The organism is Acidobacterium sp. S8 (assembly GCF_009765985.1).
GTDB lineage: Bacteria > Acidobacteriota > Terriglobia > Terriglobales > Acidobacteriaceae > Alloacidobacterium.
This window is the reverse complement of record NZ_LMUM01000034.1, coordinates 138,604-153,455: the sequence shown is the minus strand read 5'-3', so window position 1 is coordinate 153,455 and position 14,852 is coordinate 138,604. Positions and strand designations below refer to the sequence as shown.

Annotated in this window: 11 protein-coding genes; 8 read left to right on the top strand and 3 right to left on the bottom strand. The window is 58.3% G+C overall.

Annotated features, from left to right (window positions below):
* The first annotated feature begins 142 nt into the window (after positions 1 to 142).
* The 4 genes from GSQ86_RS15900 to yvcK all read left to right on the top strand — a co-directional run bounded on the left by GSQ86_RS15900 (position 143) and on the right by yvcK (position 4,870).
* A complete protein-coding gene (locus tag GSQ86_RS15900; RefSeq protein ID WP_158750925.1) occupies positions 143 to 1,567 on the top strand; it encodes an NAD(P)/FAD-dependent oxidoreductase in 1,425 nt (474 codons plus the stop codon).
* Positions 1,568 to 1,660: 93 nt separating this feature from the next.
* A complete protein-coding gene (locus GSQ86_RS15895) occupies positions 1,661 to 2,194 on the top strand; it encodes a dihydrofolate reductase family protein (RefSeq protein WP_158750924.1) in 534 nt (177 codons plus the stop codon).
* Between the two features lie 281 nt (positions 2,195 to 2,475).
* Positions 2,476 to 3,048 carry a tetratricopeptide repeat protein gene (locus tag GSQ86_RS15890; RefSeq protein WP_158750923.1) on the top strand — a complete coding sequence of 191 codons (573 nt, stop codon included), beginning with the start codon at positions 2,476 to 2,478 and terminating at the stop codon, positions 3,046 to 3,048.
* Between the two features lie 19 nt (positions 3,049 to 3,067).
* Positions 3,068 to 4,870, top strand: coding sequence for a uridine diphosphate-N-acetylglucosamine-binding protein YvcK (gene yvcK, locus GSQ86_RS23990; RefSeq protein ID WP_371720665.1), 1,803 nt, complete (start codon positions 3,068 to 3,070; stop codon positions 4,868 to 4,870).
* Between the two features lie 74 nt (positions 4,871 to 4,944).
* Here yvcK and rlmN read toward each other — a convergent pair whose 3' ends face one another.
* Positions 4,945 to 6,096, bottom strand: a complete 1,152-nt coding sequence (gene rlmN, locus GSQ86_RS15880; protein WP_158751527.1) for a 23S rRNA (adenine(2503)-C(2))-methyltransferase RlmN — start codon at positions 6,094 to 6,096, stop codon at positions 4,945 to 4,947.
* Between the two features lie 98 nt (positions 6,097 to 6,194).
* On the opposite strand from rlmN, the gene GSQ86_RS15875 reads away from it, so the two are divergent.
* From GSQ86_RS15875 to GSQ86_RS15865, 3 genes are all read left to right on the top strand, one after another.
* On the top strand, positions 6,195 to 7,469 hold the full coding sequence (locus GSQ86_RS15875; protein WP_158750922.1) for a pitrilysin family protein: 1,275 nt from the start codon (positions 6,195 to 6,197) through the stop codon (positions 7,467 to 7,469).
* Between the two features lie 244 nt (positions 7,470 to 7,713).
* Positions 7,714 to 8,238, top strand: coding sequence for a type IV pilin protein (locus tag GSQ86_RS15870; RefSeq protein ID WP_254062432.1), 525 nt, complete (start codon positions 7,714 to 7,716; stop codon positions 8,236 to 8,238).
* 151 nt (positions 8,239 to 8,389) lie between these two features.
* Positions 8,390 to 9,067: an outer membrane lipoprotein carrier protein LolA gene (locus tag GSQ86_RS15865; protein WP_158750921.1), complete on the top strand. Its 678-nt coding sequence runs from the start codon at positions 8,390 to 8,392 to the stop codon at positions 9,065 to 9,067.
* Between the two features lie 209 nt (positions 9,068 to 9,276).
* Here the strand turns inward: GSQ86_RS15865 and GSQ86_RS15860 are convergent, their stop codons facing one another.
* Both GSQ86_RS15860 and GSQ86_RS15855 read right to left on the bottom strand, forming a co-directional pair.
* Complete coding sequence (locus tag GSQ86_RS15860) at positions 9,277 to 9,621, bottom strand: hypothetical protein (RefSeq protein ID WP_158750920.1); 345 nt, start codon at positions 9,619 to 9,621, stop codon at positions 9,277 to 9,279.
* 191 nt (positions 9,622 to 9,812) lie between these two features.
* Positions 9,813 to 12,236, bottom strand: coding sequence for an ABC transporter permease (locus GSQ86_RS15855; protein ID WP_158750919.1), 2,424 nt, complete (start codon positions 12,234 to 12,236; stop codon positions 9,813 to 9,815).
* 242 nt (positions 12,237 to 12,478) lie between these two features.
* On the opposite strand from GSQ86_RS15855, the gene GSQ86_RS15850 reads away from it, so the two are divergent.
* The gene (locus GSQ86_RS15850; protein ID WP_254062431.1) at positions 12,479 to 14,728 is read left to right on the top strand and encodes a glycoside hydrolase family 3 protein; all 2,250 of its coding nucleotides are present in this window, start codon (positions 12,479 to 12,481) and stop codon (positions 14,726 to 14,728) included.
* Positions 14,729 to 14,852: the final 124 nt, after the last annotated feature.

Below are 14,852 nucleotides of genomic sequence, written 5' to 3'. Positions count from 1 at the left end.
CCTCGAATCAAGTAGGGAGATGCGGCATGGTCTCGGGCGGTTATCCCGGTGTTCACCACATGCATCAGTCCAATTCGCTGGCGTCGATTAGCCTGTGTGCGGCATCTCTACTTTTAGGCTTAACTTTTTTGAGGAGGGTGAGATGGGTACGACTGCGAGCGCAGCCTTGGTGCGAATTCCCGCGGTGGAGGAGGGGCGCAGGCCGCGAGTGCTGATCGTCGGCGGAGGATTCGCCGGGCTTCATGCGTCACTGGCCCTGGCGAAACTGCCTGTCGACATCACGGTCATCGACCGCCGCAACCACCATACTTTCCAGCCGCTGCTCTATCAGGTGGCCCTGGCCGTACTTTCTCCCGCGGATATCGCCACGCCCATCCGTAGCATCCTGCGCGGGTACAAGAACGCGGAAGTGCTGATGGACGAGGTAATAAGCTTCGATAGAGATCAGCGCCGTGTGACTATGAAGAGCGGCGTCGAAATGGAATACGACTATCTGGTCCTGGCTACAGGTTCGACGCACTCCTATTTCGGCAACGATGCCTGGGCAGAGTCCGCTCCAGGGCTCAAAACGATCGAAGACGCCACAGAGATTCGCCGCCGCGTCCTGCTGGCCTTCGAGCTGGCTGAGCGTCAGATGCTGGAAACAGGCTCGCACCCCCCGCTGAACTTCGTCATTATCGGCGGCGGCCCCACAGGCGTAGAGCTCGCCGGAGCCATTTCCGACATCGCTAAGCTATACATGCGCCACGACTTCCGCCATATCGATCCCGCCAAAGCGCGGGTTCTCATCCTCGAAGGCGGGCCGCGAATCCTTGCGGCCTATCCTGAGGACCTCTCGCAGAAAGCGGTGCAACAACTGGCCGATCTCGGCGTTGAGGTACACACCGGCGCAAAAGTTACCGATGTGAAGCCCGGGTATGTCACCGTGAGCGGCAACCGACTCGATGCGGTCGTCACGATCTGGGCGGCCGGCGTTCAGGCATCGCCCCTGGGCGCGCTTCTCGGCGTAGAAACCGACCGCCGCGGCTGCGTCATGGTCAACGACACACTCAATCCCGCCGGATATCCGGAAATCTTTATCTGCGGCGACCTCGCGCACTTCGAGCAGGACGGCAAGCAGGTGCCGGGCGTCGCCCAACCCGCGATGCAGATGGGCGATCACGTGGCGGTCATGGTTAACCAGGACTTGAAACACCATCCACGCAAGCCCTTCCGCTACTTCGACAAGGGCGATATGGCTACCATTGGCCGTCTCGCCGCTGTAGCCAACATCAAATGGCCGTTCAAGGCTCATTGGAGCGGCTTCCCCGCCTGGATGACATGGCTCACCATCCACATCTATTTCCTTATCGGCTTCCGAAACCGCATTACCGTTTTCTTTGATTGGGCATGGACTTACTTCACCTTCACCCATGGCGCCCGCCTCATCACCGGAAGCCAGGTGCTCCCGGGCTGGGCCGAACAGCAGGGTGTTCTGGTCGCTCCCGATGAAACTCCACTCGATACAGCTTCGCCCGGATTCCGCGACCACTATCGCGAGACTGCGTCTTCGCTGGAGAAGTCGTAACTTCGCCTGTTTCGCAGCAGATCGTATCCGACCTCAATTCTGCGGAACGTCGGCTCAAGCTATTCTCAAGAACCTGGGGTAAGATTTTGTACCATGGCAAAGCTCGTGTATGGATTGAGCCAATCCCTGGACGGCTACGTCGACCACCTGGAAATAGGACCGCCGGACCCTGCGCTCTCCCGTCACTTCATAGAGCAGGCGCGCGGCTTGACGGGCGTTGTGTACGGTCGCCGCATGTACGAGATCATGCGGTATTGGGACGATGACCTTCCGGACTGGGACGCGGAGGACCGCGACTTCGCGGCGGTGTGGCGGGGCCAGCGGAAGTGGGTTGTGTCGCGCTCGTTGAAATCGGTCGGCCCCGACGCCACACTTGTCGGCAATGACTTCGAGGCGGTGATACGTGAGCTGAAGGCTCAGCTGGATGGGGAGATTGACGTTGCCGGACCGGACCTGGCCGGAAGCCTAACCAACCTTGGTCTTATCGATGAGTATCGACTTTACCTCCACCCCGTCGTGCTTGGTCGCGGCACGCCATTCTTCTCCGGCCCCCGACCGCCGCTCCGCCTTGTTGCCAGCGATCGAATTGGCGAGGACGTGATTCGGTTGACGTACGTTCCCGCTTGATCGCGCCGACCCGGCGGGGACTGAACTTGCTGTATGGTCTGATATGTACGAAGTGGATATTAAGTCATTGCGCGACAAGCTGGAAAGAGTGCGATCGAAGCCGTTCCATCTGGGGAATCGGCATCAGTATGGCAGACAATGGAGTTCCTGCACTCCCGACTGGCGGGGCGTGCGGTTGACTCGAAGCACGGTTCTGCGTATAAAAACGAATTCAGCGGGAAATTTCTAAATGCTCGCTTGAGAGCGCGCATATGCCAGGGAAACCAAGGGAAATCATTCATATGCAAGATACACGTCACGGTGCTGGAGCCCGCCGCACCATTCGCGCAACTTCTGAAAAAGTAAAGCACGAACCCGATAAAGCAGCAGATAAGGCGCAGCTTCAGGCGGTGGAACATTTCCAGGGTGCCGTACAGCTCATGCAAGAGGGCAAATACGAGAAGGCCCGCGTCGCATTCGAAAAGCTCAGCGCGAGCGCACCTCTTGCGCTGGCTGACCGCTCCCGCGTTTATCTGGCAGCCTGTCAGCGCCACGCCAGCCATGCTGCACTCGCATTCGCCACACCCGGCGAGCAGTATGACTACGCTATCTCGCTGCTCAATACTGGAGATTACGAAGATGCCCGCGACCAGCTCGAAGGCATTCTCAAAAAGAACCCCTCGGCCGACTACGCACACTACGGGCTGGCTATCCTCGACAGCATGACCGGACAGGCTGAGGAGTGCCTCGAGCATCTGACGACAGCCATTCAGCTCAATCCGAAGAACCGCATCCAGGCGCGCACCGACTCCGATTTTCAGGACATGGCAGACGATCCGCGCTTCACCGAGTTGCTGTATCCGGAGACGCCCTAGCTGCCCGTGGAAAGAGAATTTGAGAGCTCCAGATCGTCAGACAATTCATCTGCTGATTTTTCTGGGAATCCTATGCCTTGGTGCCACCGCAGCGTCATTCGCGCAGAATATCCAGCAGCCAGCTTCCGGCTATCTTGAAGCCAAACTGGTCACTGGCATCGATGCCGGACACACCAGGGTCGGTGAAGCCTTCCAGGCCAGAGTGCTTTCATGGTGGAGCGTCCCGGCTTGCACTCTGTTTCCTTGGAGCAACCATTACGGCAACGTTGTCTCGGCAGTGCGGCACACGAAATCTTCTCCGGAATCGTCCTTAGGGCTTCTCATAGAGAGTGCCGATTGCGAAGATCATTCACGCACCGCGCTCGCCCTTCACATCCTCGAAATCACGGCGCCGGACTCCTTACGCGTGCCCCTTCATTCGGTTCTCCCAGCCGGCAGCGGAGGCATGTCCACTGCATCGGGAGTGATCGCGCATGATGACAATACGGCGCCGGAAGAAGCAACTTCCGCCATCCGCATCGGTGCAGTGGTGGGAGCCATACCCATGCGCCTTGGAATCGCTGAAGGACCGCATTTTGCCGAATTACTCCACTGTGACAAGCGAAATGTCAGCCTGCTTTCCGGCACACGTCTGGTTCTGGGTACGGCCGATATGATTCCTCAGATCCGCAACTTCACCTGCAACCTGCTGAGAAGGAGCCCTGACCATTCCTCTTCCGATACACTCTTTTTTGAGCCGCTCATGAAGCAAGCGACCGCTGCACCCTCGCCCGCCTCGTTCTCCGCCGCAGAAAGAGTGAGTCTGCGCGTGGTTGCCATGGGCGGTGGAACCGGCCTTTCCACCCTGCTGCGAGGATTCAAGCGTTTCGTTCCCTCGCCGGGGGCCACCCAGCCCGAATGCGATGATTACCCCTGCCTCATCAGCCATCTCTCCGCCATCGTCACCGTTACCGACGACGGAGGATCGAGCGGCCGCCTGCGCAAAGACTTCAACATGCTGCCACCCGGCGATCTGCGCAACTGCATGGTGGCCCTCTCGGAAGATGAGCACCTCATCGCCCGCCTCTTCAATCACCGCTTTCGTTCCGGAGCCGGCCTCGAAGGCCACAGCTTCGGCAATCTCTTCGTGGCGGCGCTCTCCGAGATGACCGGCGACTTCGCACAGGCCATCCGTCTCGCCGCCGAGATTCTGGCTACCCGCGGCCACATTTACCCGGCGACCACCGCCAACGTAACCCTCGCAGCACAGATGGACGACGGTGAAATCGTCGAGGGCGAAACCAACATTACCGCCAGTAAAAAACACATCACCGAGCTGAGCATGGACCCGCCCGATGCCGCGCCCATGCCCGAAACCCTCGAAGCCATTGAGCAGGCCGACATCATCACCATCGGGCCCGGTTCGCTCTTCACCAGCATCATCACCAATCTGCTGGTCAAAGGAATCCCAGAAGCACTGACCAACGCCCACGGCCTGCGGGTTTATGTCTGCAATTTGATGACGCAGGCTAACGAAAGCCTGCACCTCACCGCTTCCGAGCACATCAAGCGCATTTACGAACACGCTCGCGGCCCGATCTTCGACTACGCCCTGGTGAATACCGCGCCCATCTCAGCAGAAACACGGGACCGCTACGCCGCCGAAGGCGCGGAGCCGATCGATCCTGATATCGAACGCATCGAAGCCATGGGCATCCACTGCATCCAGGGCAACTTCGCCGAGGAAGGCAATGTCCTCCGCCACGCCGCCGATCGCGTCGCCGTCCAGGTGTTGCAACTGGCTCTCAACCAACAAAACGAGAACGACAAAATGCGCGGATAAAAGCACGAGAGTAACTACCGTGGGTACCCATCCTGAGCGAAGGGTGGGGTCAGTTTCCAGAGAGCCGACAATTTCTATTCAACCTGAACCAGCTCCGTAGTCCGCTTCAACTGACCGCAAGCCGCATAGATATCCCGTCCGCGCGGCCTGCGCACGAACGCTGGAATACCACTCAACCGCAGCCGCTCCTGAAACTGAGCCACCGTATCCGGATCTGACATGCGATACGGCATCCCCGGCCCCGGATTCCAGACAATCAGATTCACCTTCAGCGGCAGATTCGCGCGCCTGAGCAGCCGTCCGACCTCGTCCGCGTCATCGAGGCGGTCATTCAAGCCGCCTAGCAGCACATACTCAAACGTGATCTTCTCTTTCGCGCGCAGCGAAACCCGCTTCACCGCCGTCATCACATCCGAGATATCCCACTTGCGCGTAATCGGCATAATCCCAGCGCGAATCGCATCATTCGGAGCGTTCAGTGAAATCGCCAGCTTCGGTCGCAGCGTCTCTTCGGCGAACCGCAAAATCCCCGGCACAATTCCCGAAGTCGAAACCGTCATCCGCGACTCGGGAATCCCAACTTCTTCTACCAGCAGCCGCACCGCCGCCATGAACTCGTCGTAGTTGAGAAACGGCTCGCCCATCCCCATAAAGACGAGGTTGATGCGATCCCTTCCGATCCGAACCTTCTGCCGCTTCAGCACCGTGACCACCTGCCCGGCAATCTCGCCGGCGGTCAGGTTGCGAATGATTCCCAGCTTCGCCGTCAGGCAAAACTGGCAATTCACCGCGCAGCCAATCTGGCTCGAAACGCAGATCGTTGCCCGTCGCAAATCCGTTCCGGCTTCCGAACCATCGTCCGCCTCGCCGCCATCGCCATCCGGCATCCAGACTGTCTCGACCGTCTGCCCATCGTTCCCGGAAATCAGATAGCGCTCGGTGCCATCGACCGAGGTAAATGCTTCGACAATTTTCGGCAATCCAACCTGATATCCGCGCTCTGAAATGGCATCCCGGAGAGTCTTCGGCAGCGTGGAAACCTCTGCCAGATCGTCGACCCATTCCCGGTAAAGTGCCCCGGAAAGCTGCTTTACGCGGTAGGCCGGCTCGGCAAATTCTCTGAGCAAATCTTTAAGTTGTTGATTTTTAAGGCCAAAAAGAGGTTGAGTCGCGGCAGCCCCAAGAGAGTCTAAAATGGAGATAGGTTTTTTCCTGCCCGGCGGCATCATAGCAACAGCTCCGTTGAGACAGCATAGCGCATTCTCCCTGCCACAGAGAGCAGTCCCATAGTCCGCACGGGCAGCAACCAACCAGGAATTATCAAATGGATAACGAACGCAATATACGCCGCACCGTCCTGCCTAACGGGCTTACGATTCTGACCGAAAAAATGGATTACGTCCGCTCCGTCGCCATGGGCGTCTGGATTCGCGCGGGCTCGCGCCACGAAATGCCTGAGGTCAACGGCATCTCGCACTTTGTCGAGCACATGGTCTTCAAGGGCACCAAGTCGCGGTCCGCGCAACACATCGCCCGCGAAGTCGACGCCATCGGCGGCAATCTCGACGCCTTCACCGGCAAAGAAACGGTCTGCTTCAACATGAAGGTGCTCGACGAGCACGTCCCGGTAGCCCTCGACGTCCTCTCCGACCTCGTCCTCAATCCCGTCTTCGCCAGTGATGAGATCACGCGCGAACGCGGCGTCATCCTTGAAGAGATCAAGATGGACGAAGACAACCCTGATTATCTGGTCCACGAAATCTTCACTCAGGCGTTCTGGAAGGACCACCCGCTGGGCAGGCCGATCCTCGGAACGAAAGAGACTGTGCGACGCTTCGAGCGCGATACGCTTTGTAGCTACTACGGCCAGAAGTTCCACGGCGGCAATATGATCTTTTCCGCTGCCGGAAATCTCGACCACGATGCCTTCGTCGAGCAGGTCACGCGTCGCTTCGAATCGCTGCCGGCAGGCGAATCTGTGAGCTTTGCCGTCTCTCCAAAGACCGCGGCTCGCATCATTCTCAAGAATAAGAAGTCGCTCGAACAGGTCCAGCTCTGCCTCGGCGTCCCTGCTCCGGCCATTGCCGACGAGTCGCGCTACGTCACGCTTGTCTTGAATACGATTCTCGGCGGTGGCATGTCCTCGCGCCTCTTCCAGACTGTCCGTGAAGAGCGCGGCCTCGCCTACTCGATCTACAGCGACCTGAATCCTTACAGCGATACCGGATCGCTCTGCGTCTACGCCGGAACCTCCGCCGACCGCGCAGTGCAGGTCGTCCAGTTAGTCATGGAGCAGTTCCGCCGTTTGAAGAATGAGCCCCTGCCAGCCGATGAGCTGCGCCGCGCCAAAGACCAGCTCAAGGGCAACCTGCTGCTCTCTCTTGAAAGCTCCATGTCGCGCATGTCGAACCTCGCGCGCCAGCAGATGCACTTCAACTACTTCTTCGGCATGCAGGAGATCCTCGACAAGGTCGAAGCCATCAGCGAGGATCAGGTGCTGGCCATGGCCAACCATCTCTTCCAGCCGGGATTGGTCGCGGTGACGCTGCTGGGCCGCCTCGACGGCGTAAAGCTCAATCGCAGCCAGCTTGATTGCTAGGGTCAGGTCACAAGGGCTATCCCACCCTTTCGCAAAGTGCGCGAAAGGATGGGGTACCCGGCATCGCCTCATTTTTGAAAGTCAGGTACATCGGGTGCCCCATCCTGAGCCACAGGCGAAGGGTGGGATAGTAAACCCCTGTGCCCAGTAAATGAGCGCTTCGCTGGCATCCTGCGTCCTACTAATTTAGGATTTCTCTCGGCGGCTGTCTTTTTGGCAGCCTACGGGGAGAAGCACACGACCCATGATTGATCTTCAAATGCAAAGACCTTCGGACCGCCGCAGGCGGCAAGCTGGATTTACCCTGATGGAACTGCTGATCGTTATCTCGATCATGCTGATCCTCATGCTCATTGCCATCCCCAACATGCTCAATCTGCGCAGCCAGGCGAATGAGACTTCGGCCATTCAGTCTCTGCGTGCCATCTACCAGTCGGAAATTCAATTCCAGACGAACTACCCCGCCAACGGGTTTGCCTGCTCGCTGCAGGCGCTGGGCGGCGATTCGAACTCAGGGCCGCCGAGCGCAACGAACTCCCAGTTGCTGCAGCGCGACCTCGCGACCGGGGTAAAGGCTGGATACGCCTTCAACATCGTCAACTGCACCAAGACGACGGTGAATAACCAGGACATGTACACCGGCTATGAAGCGACCGCCGTGCCCCAGGCCGTAGGCAAAACCGGCCACCGCGGCTTCTGCATCGACATCACCGGCGAAATCAAGGCCGATCCAGCAGGCGGAACCAATTGCACGGTGCCACTGCAGTAGCATTCGAGCCCTTCGTCCAGGGCGCCGAGTCGAAGGACCTGCTTTTTTTCTACAGCCACAAAACCTAGGTGTCCCATCCTTTCGCGCATTTTGCGAAAGGGTGGGATATCGTCCATCCCAACACCTGTCATTCTGAACGGAGCAAAGCGGAGTGAAGAATCCATATAGACTCAACTCCCCGCAATTCTTCTCCGGGTTTCTCGCGCTCCTCCTGGCATTCACATCCATCCAGCTCCACGCCCAGACTCCCACTGCCGAGTCTCAGGCCGCCCGCATCGACAAGCACTACAACGCGCTTCATTCTCTGTCAGTAAAATTCACTCAGAAATACGACGGCATGGGCATGCACCGCGTAGAGAGCGGCATCCTGCTCCTGAAAAAGCCGGGCAAGATGCGCTGGACATACTCACTGCCACAAGGAAAGCTCTTCGTCCTCGATGGACAGAACGCGTACTTCTACGCCCCCGGTGACATGGAAATTCCGCGCGTCCCGGCCAGGAAACTCGATGACCTTCGCTCGCCGCTGCGCTTCCTTCTCGGCCACACGCAACTTTCCAAAGAATTAACTAATCTTCAGATCGCTCCGGCCGACAATGGTGCTTACACCCTCTCCGGCATCCCCAAAAACATGGAGCAGCGCATCGCTTCCTTCAGCATCACGGCAAACACTGAAGGCGTTATCCAGTCCATGCGCATCGAAGAGACCGACGGCGCCATCAACACATTCGCGTTCGCAGACGAGCAGCCGAACGCCCCGGCCACCGACGCCGACTTCGTCTTTCACACCCCCACCGGAGCGCACATCATCGAAGGTATGCCGCCGATTTAGAACAGATGAGCCGTCATTTAGCCTGGTGAGTATTTTCGTCTCCCACCCTTTCACAAAATGCGCGAAAGGATGGGGCACCCGGCCGCCGATTTAGAAAGGCGTATCACTCAAGAGCCGTCATTCTGAACGCAGCGAAGCGGAGTGAAGAATCCAGAGAATGCAGATAGTCGAAATACCTTCCTGGGTTTTCCCGCTCCTCGATCCAGCTATTACCTGTCGATCTTGTCCGTATCCTCAAAAGCAAATTTACCCAGATAAAACGGATGTGAGATCTGTGGCTTGGCATCCACCGGATTCCACGGATAGGTGTCCGGCGTATTCGTTGGAAAACCCCATATCTTCCCATTCCGCATATCGACCACCACGCGACCATAAAGCTGCTTGCTTCCATCAGAAGCCTTCAGCATCTGCGTCCCCGGCTCGAAATAAAACGGATAGGGAGCCGTTGCCTGTGCCTGCGCTGTCTGCGGCGCAACGTATGGCCGAATCGCAATCGACACCAACGCAATCGCAATCACCGTCAACAGCGCGTTTGTGACTGTAAAGTTCTTCAAAAAAATGCCTCCGAAAGAAAAGATTCTGATGCAGTCCGAAAGACGCTTGCTCTGGTGAACCTCATCGGATTCCCCTCAGCGTGCCCTCCGATAACCGACATCTTGAAGAGATGTGGGCTTAAGCAAGATCGAGGCAATCGGCAGCCGTCCTGTTCAAAATGACAGACGCACGAATTCCCAAAAGATAACGCTCACTCCGCTCGCAGCGCCTTGACCGGATCGATTCCCGCAGCCCGCCGCGCAGGCAGCCATGTTCCCGCCACAGCCAGCAGCGGCAGAATGCACACCGCCACCAAAATCGCGACCGGATCATGCTGCGAAGTGTTGATCAGCTCGTCCTTGGCAAAGCGTCCGGCAAAAAATGCCAACGGCAAGCCTGCAGCGACTCCGAGCAGCGCCAGCACACACGCATGGCGCAGCACCATCCACATCACTTTGCCTCGATCGGCGCCCAATGCCATGCGAATCCCGATCTCCTGCGTACGCTGCGAAGTCACAAACGACAGCACCCCATAAATCCCAACCAGTGAGAGCACCAGCGCCGCTGCCGCAAAGGTCCCAAACAACGCCAGCGCAAACCGTGGCCCCGCATATCCATACATATCCAGCATCTGCCGCAGACTCATGGCAGCAACAATCGGCTGGTCCTTGTCGATCGAATAGACCGCCTGCCGCACAGCATTCATCAGGTCATCCGCAGGCACTGCCGTCTCCACAATCAGCGCGCTGTCCGCCTCCGGCGCAATCGTGTACGGCATAAAGATATGCGGATAATCCTCGCGGAACCCGGCAAAGAGCGGCAGGTCATCCATCACGCCCACAACCGTAAAGGCATCGTCCTGCAATTTGTTCTTCCCGTCTGGCTGAAACTCCGGCAGATGCACCGTCCGCCCCAGCACATTCTGACCGCTGAAATAGCGCTTGGCGAAATTCTCCGTTACCACGATCTCATGCGCTTTTTCCTCAATCTCCCGCTCATCCAGAGCATGCCCCTGCAGAATCCTGCGGCCCGCCATCTGCGTATACACCGCGTCGGTCAGATGAATATTCGTAAAGCGCTTATCCACTGGCTGTCCCGCTATCTGCACATGGTCTCCATACATGTCCATAAGAGGAAACGCATCATCTATCGTTGCATTCTTCACGCCCGGCAGCGAGCGCACCTTCTCCGTCAATTCGCGGAAGAACTGCGCTCGACGCTCCGCGGTTGGATACCGCTCATCCGTCAGCGGAATCCGCATCATCAGCGTGTGATCCGGAGAAAATGGCACCGGAGCATTTTCAACCGCCATCAGCGAGCGCACCATCAGCCCCGCCAGGATGAGCAACACCAGCGACAACGCAACCTCTGTCACCACAAAGCCGCTCAACAGTCGCCGCTGCGCCCTGCTCCCCGAAGAGCGTACGCTGTTCAACACCGCCGCCAATCTCGGATTCGCGCTGTGCCATGCCGGAGCCAGCCCGAAGATCAGCACCGTCGCCAGCGCTATGCCAATCGACACCAGCAGCACCGGCACATTCATCGTCACTACCGCTTCATCCGGAATCGTTTCCGCCGGCACAATCCTCAGCGTGGCCTGCAGCCCGGCATAGGCGAATCCCAGAGCCACCGGCATCGCGACCGCAGCCAGCAGCAGCGACTCGGTAAGCGCATACCGCACCAGCCGCATTCGCGAAGCCCCAATCGCAGCCCGTACTACAAATTCATGCTCACGATATACCGCCCTTGCCAGCAGCAGGCTCGACACATTCACGCATGCAATCAGCAGCAGCACACCCACCGCGCCCAACAGCAGATAAAGCGTGCTCGCCAGTCCTGACTGAAACATCTGGTCGAACGGCATAATCCCCAGGCGGAGATCCTTCGGATATCCATGCGGATCGGTCTTCGCAAAATCAGCAAAGATCGGCGCCAGCTCAGCCGTTGCCTGCGCATCCGTTACACCCGGCTTCAGCCGTCCTACCAGCGCGAAAAAGTGCTGCCCATGTACCTCACGCTCATTCGTAATTTGAATGGGCAGATACACGTCCCCGCCGCGCCACAGAAACCGCGGTGGCATGACTCCAATCACCGTGCATGGATGCCCATCCAGCGTCAGCACCTTACCCAGCACCGAGCGATTCCCGCCGTAGTGTGCCTGCCAATACCGATAGCTCAGCAGAGCCACCTCTCCATGACCCGGCAGCACGTCGTTCTCCGTCGACGCCCGTCCGAGAATCGGCTGCACACCCAGCACGTCAAACGTATTCGCCGTAACGTAATTGCCCCGAATCCGCTGCGGCTCCGCGCCTCCCGTCAGCACCACATTGCTGATCGTCGAAGCCGTTACGCCGCTGAAGATATCGGTCTTCTGCGCAATCTCGTTGAACTGCGCGCCCGTATACACATTCCACCCGCAGCCCCACGGCCACTCCGAAGAGCAGAGCTTCGGCGTAGCCAGCGTATGCACGTCCTTATACGGAAACGGATCGATCAGCACGCCATAAGCCACGCTGAAAACAGCTGTCGTCGCGCCAATTCCGAGAGCCAGCGTCAATATCGCCGTCAGAGCAAAGCCAGGATTCTTGCGTAGCTGGCGAAAGGCATAGCGCAGGTCTTGCAGGAGTATCTGCATCGGTCTTCCCCCACGGAAACAAGCTTATCTTGGGCAAGATGATGCTATCCCAAATTCACCGCCGTATGACAGTGAAGACATCTCCGCCGTGCTAACCTGAACTGTCTTCCAAGACAAACGATTGACTCCAATTAGCCTTCGACGCAAATCAATTTTCCGGTTTTACTAAATCGTTTGAGCTTGACGATCGTATTTCCATGCTTTTAGCATGGCCACGCAATCGAAAACCCTGAGGGAACAACATGCGGATTCGTACGTTCATAAAATGCCTGCCCCTGGCCGCCGGCATTTTCACCATGCTCACGCCAGCCGCGCCAATGCAGGCGCAGAAGCACCATCAAAAAGCCCCCGACGTCCAGAACCAGCCGTGGATGAACAAAAGCCTCTCGCCAGACGAGCGTGCCGAGCTCGTCCTCAAGCAGATGACGCTCGATGAAAAGATCGATCTGCTGCACGGCAATGGCATGCCCCACACGCCTAACTGGCAGATGCCTCTCACCTCGCAGGCCAATGGCGGAGCGGGCATGACTGTCGGACCGGAGCGCCTCGGCATCCCCAACATCTATATGTCCGACGCCGCCTATGGCGTCCGCAGCAGCGGCGAGAATGGCCGCTACTCCACCGCGCTTCCCTCCAACCTCGGCGCAGCCTCCAGCTGGAACCCGCAGGCAGCTTGCAGCTTCGGTCAGGTCATCGGCAGCGAACTGCGCGCCCAGGGCTACAACATGACCCTCGGCGGCGGCGTCAACCTCACCCGCGAGCCCCGCAACGGACGCAGCTTTGAGTACATGGGCGAAGATCCGCTCCTGGCCGGAACGCTCGTTGGCAACCTCATGAAGTGCGAACAGGCCGAGCACGTCATCGGCGACATCAAGCACTACGCCATCAACGATCAGGAAACCGGCCGCAACATCGTCAACGCCACCATCTCGCATCGCGCCATGCAGGAAAGCGACCTTCTCGCCTTCCACATTGGCATCCAGATCGCTGACCCCGGCGCCGTCATGTGCTCCTACAACCGCATCAATGGCGACTACGCCTGCGAAAATAAATACACCCTCACCACCGTCCTCAAAGATCAGTGGAAGTTTCCAGGCTTCGTCGTCTCCGACTGGGGTGGCACGCACAGCACCGAGAAGGCATCCGCTGCAGGTCTCGACAACGAGGAGCCCATGGGCGACTTCTTCGGCCCCAAGCTCAAGGAAGCCGTCGAAGCAGGCCGCGTGCCGCAGTCTGAAATTGACGACCATGCACGCCGCGTTCTCCGCTCCATATTTGCCGATGGTCTTGTTGATAACCCCGGCGAGAAGGGCGTAGTCGACGTGCGCCACGGCTTTGAAGTCGCGCAGCACATCGAAGAGCAGAGCATCGTCCTGCTCAAGAATGACAAGAGCATCCTGCCCCTCAACTCCGGTAAGATTCACAGCATCGCCCTCATCGGCGGCCATGCCGACGTTGGCATGATCTCCGGTGGCGGCTCCGCGCAGGTCGATCCTCCAGGCGGCAACGCCATCATGCCTCCAGGACAGGGCTCAACCCACTGGCAGGAACACATCTGGTTCCCCACCTCACCACTCAAGGCGCTGCGCGAAAAGCTGCCCAGCACCAAGATCGAGTACAACGATGGTCAGGACCTCGACTCCGCTGCATCGCTGGCCAAGAGCTCTGACGTAGCTATCGTCTTCGCCTACCAGTGGATCTCTGAAGGCATGGACCTACCCTCGCTCTCACTGCCCGACAATCAGGATGCGCTGATCGAAAAGATCGCCGCCGCCAATCCGCACACCATCGTCGTCCTTGAATCCGGCACAGCCGTCACCATGCCGTGGCTCGACAATGTCAGTGGCGTAGTCGAAGCCTGGTACGCAGGCACCAGCGGTCACATCGCACTCGCCAACGTTCTCACCGGAGAGGTCAACCCTTCAGGCAAGCTCGCCATGACCTTCCCGAAGAGTGAAGCCGATCTGCCGCGTCCCACCATCGCGCCTTTGACCAAAGAGGACGAAGGCCAGGGCACAGGCGCTGTCAATGGCCGCACCCATGCCGAATCGAAGTACAGCGTCAGCTATGACGAAGGTGTGAAGGTGGGATACAAGTGGTACGAAGCCGAGCACAAGCAGCCGCTCTTCCCCTTCGGCTATGGGCTCTCCTACACCAGCTTCTCTTATTCTGATCTGAAGACAGACAGCGATCAGAAGACCGTGTCCTTCAAGGTAAAGAACACTGGCAAGCGCTCCGGAACCGAAATTGCCGAAGTCTACGCCACACTTCCCGATAAATCTGACGAGTCCTTCAAGCACCTCGTCGGCTTTGAGCGCGTCGATCTATCTCCCGGCGAATCGAAGACCGTCACCATCACCGTCGATCCGCAGGTGATCTCGATCTTCGACGAGCAGAAAGAAAGCTGGCAGCTGCTCTCCGGCAAGTACAAGATCGTCGCCGGCCCGTCCTCAGCGGAAACCCCGCTGAAGGGTAGCCTCGACATCCACTAAGTAAACTTTCAAGGAGTCTCCGACACTTCTCCCGCCCGTCAGCCATGTGCAGTTCGCACTCCGGCTGGCGGGCCTTTCTTTTTCCTAACCAAACCAAATTCATAATCAAACCTCAGGCCGTCAT

Bases quoted from the DNA above. Each gene is read 5' to 3' on its own strand.
- GSQ86_RS15850 (WP_254062431.1), top strand. From the start codon at position 12,479: ATGCGGATTCGTACGTTCATAAAATGCCTGCCCCTGGCCGCCGGCATT.
- rlmN (WP_158751527.1), bottom strand. From the start codon at position 6,096: ATGCCGCCGGGCAGGAAAAAACCTATCTCCATTTTAGACTCTCTTGGG.
- GSQ86_RS15855 (WP_158750919.1), bottom strand. From the start codon at position 12,236: ATGCAGATACTCCTGCAAGACCTGCGCTATGCCTTTCGCCAGCTACGC.
- GSQ86_RS15875 (WP_158750922.1), top strand. From the start codon at position 6,195: ATGGATAACGAACGCAATATACGCCGCACCGTCCTGCCTAACGGGCTT.
- GSQ86_RS15900 (WP_158750925.1), top strand. From the start codon at position 143: ATGGGTACGACTGCGAGCGCAGCCTTGGTGCGAATTCCCGCGGTGGAG.
- GSQ86_RS15870 (WP_254062432.1), top strand. From the start codon at position 7,714: ATGATTGATCTTCAAATGCAAAGACCTTCGGACCGCCGCAGGCGGCAA.
- GSQ86_RS15890 (WP_158750923.1), top strand. From the start codon at position 2,476: ATGCAAGATACACGTCACGGTGCTGGAGCCCGCCGCACCATTCGCGCA.
- GSQ86_RS15895 (WP_158750924.1), top strand. From the start codon at position 1,661: ATGGCAAAGCTCGTGTATGGATTGAGCCAATCCCTGGACGGCTACGTC.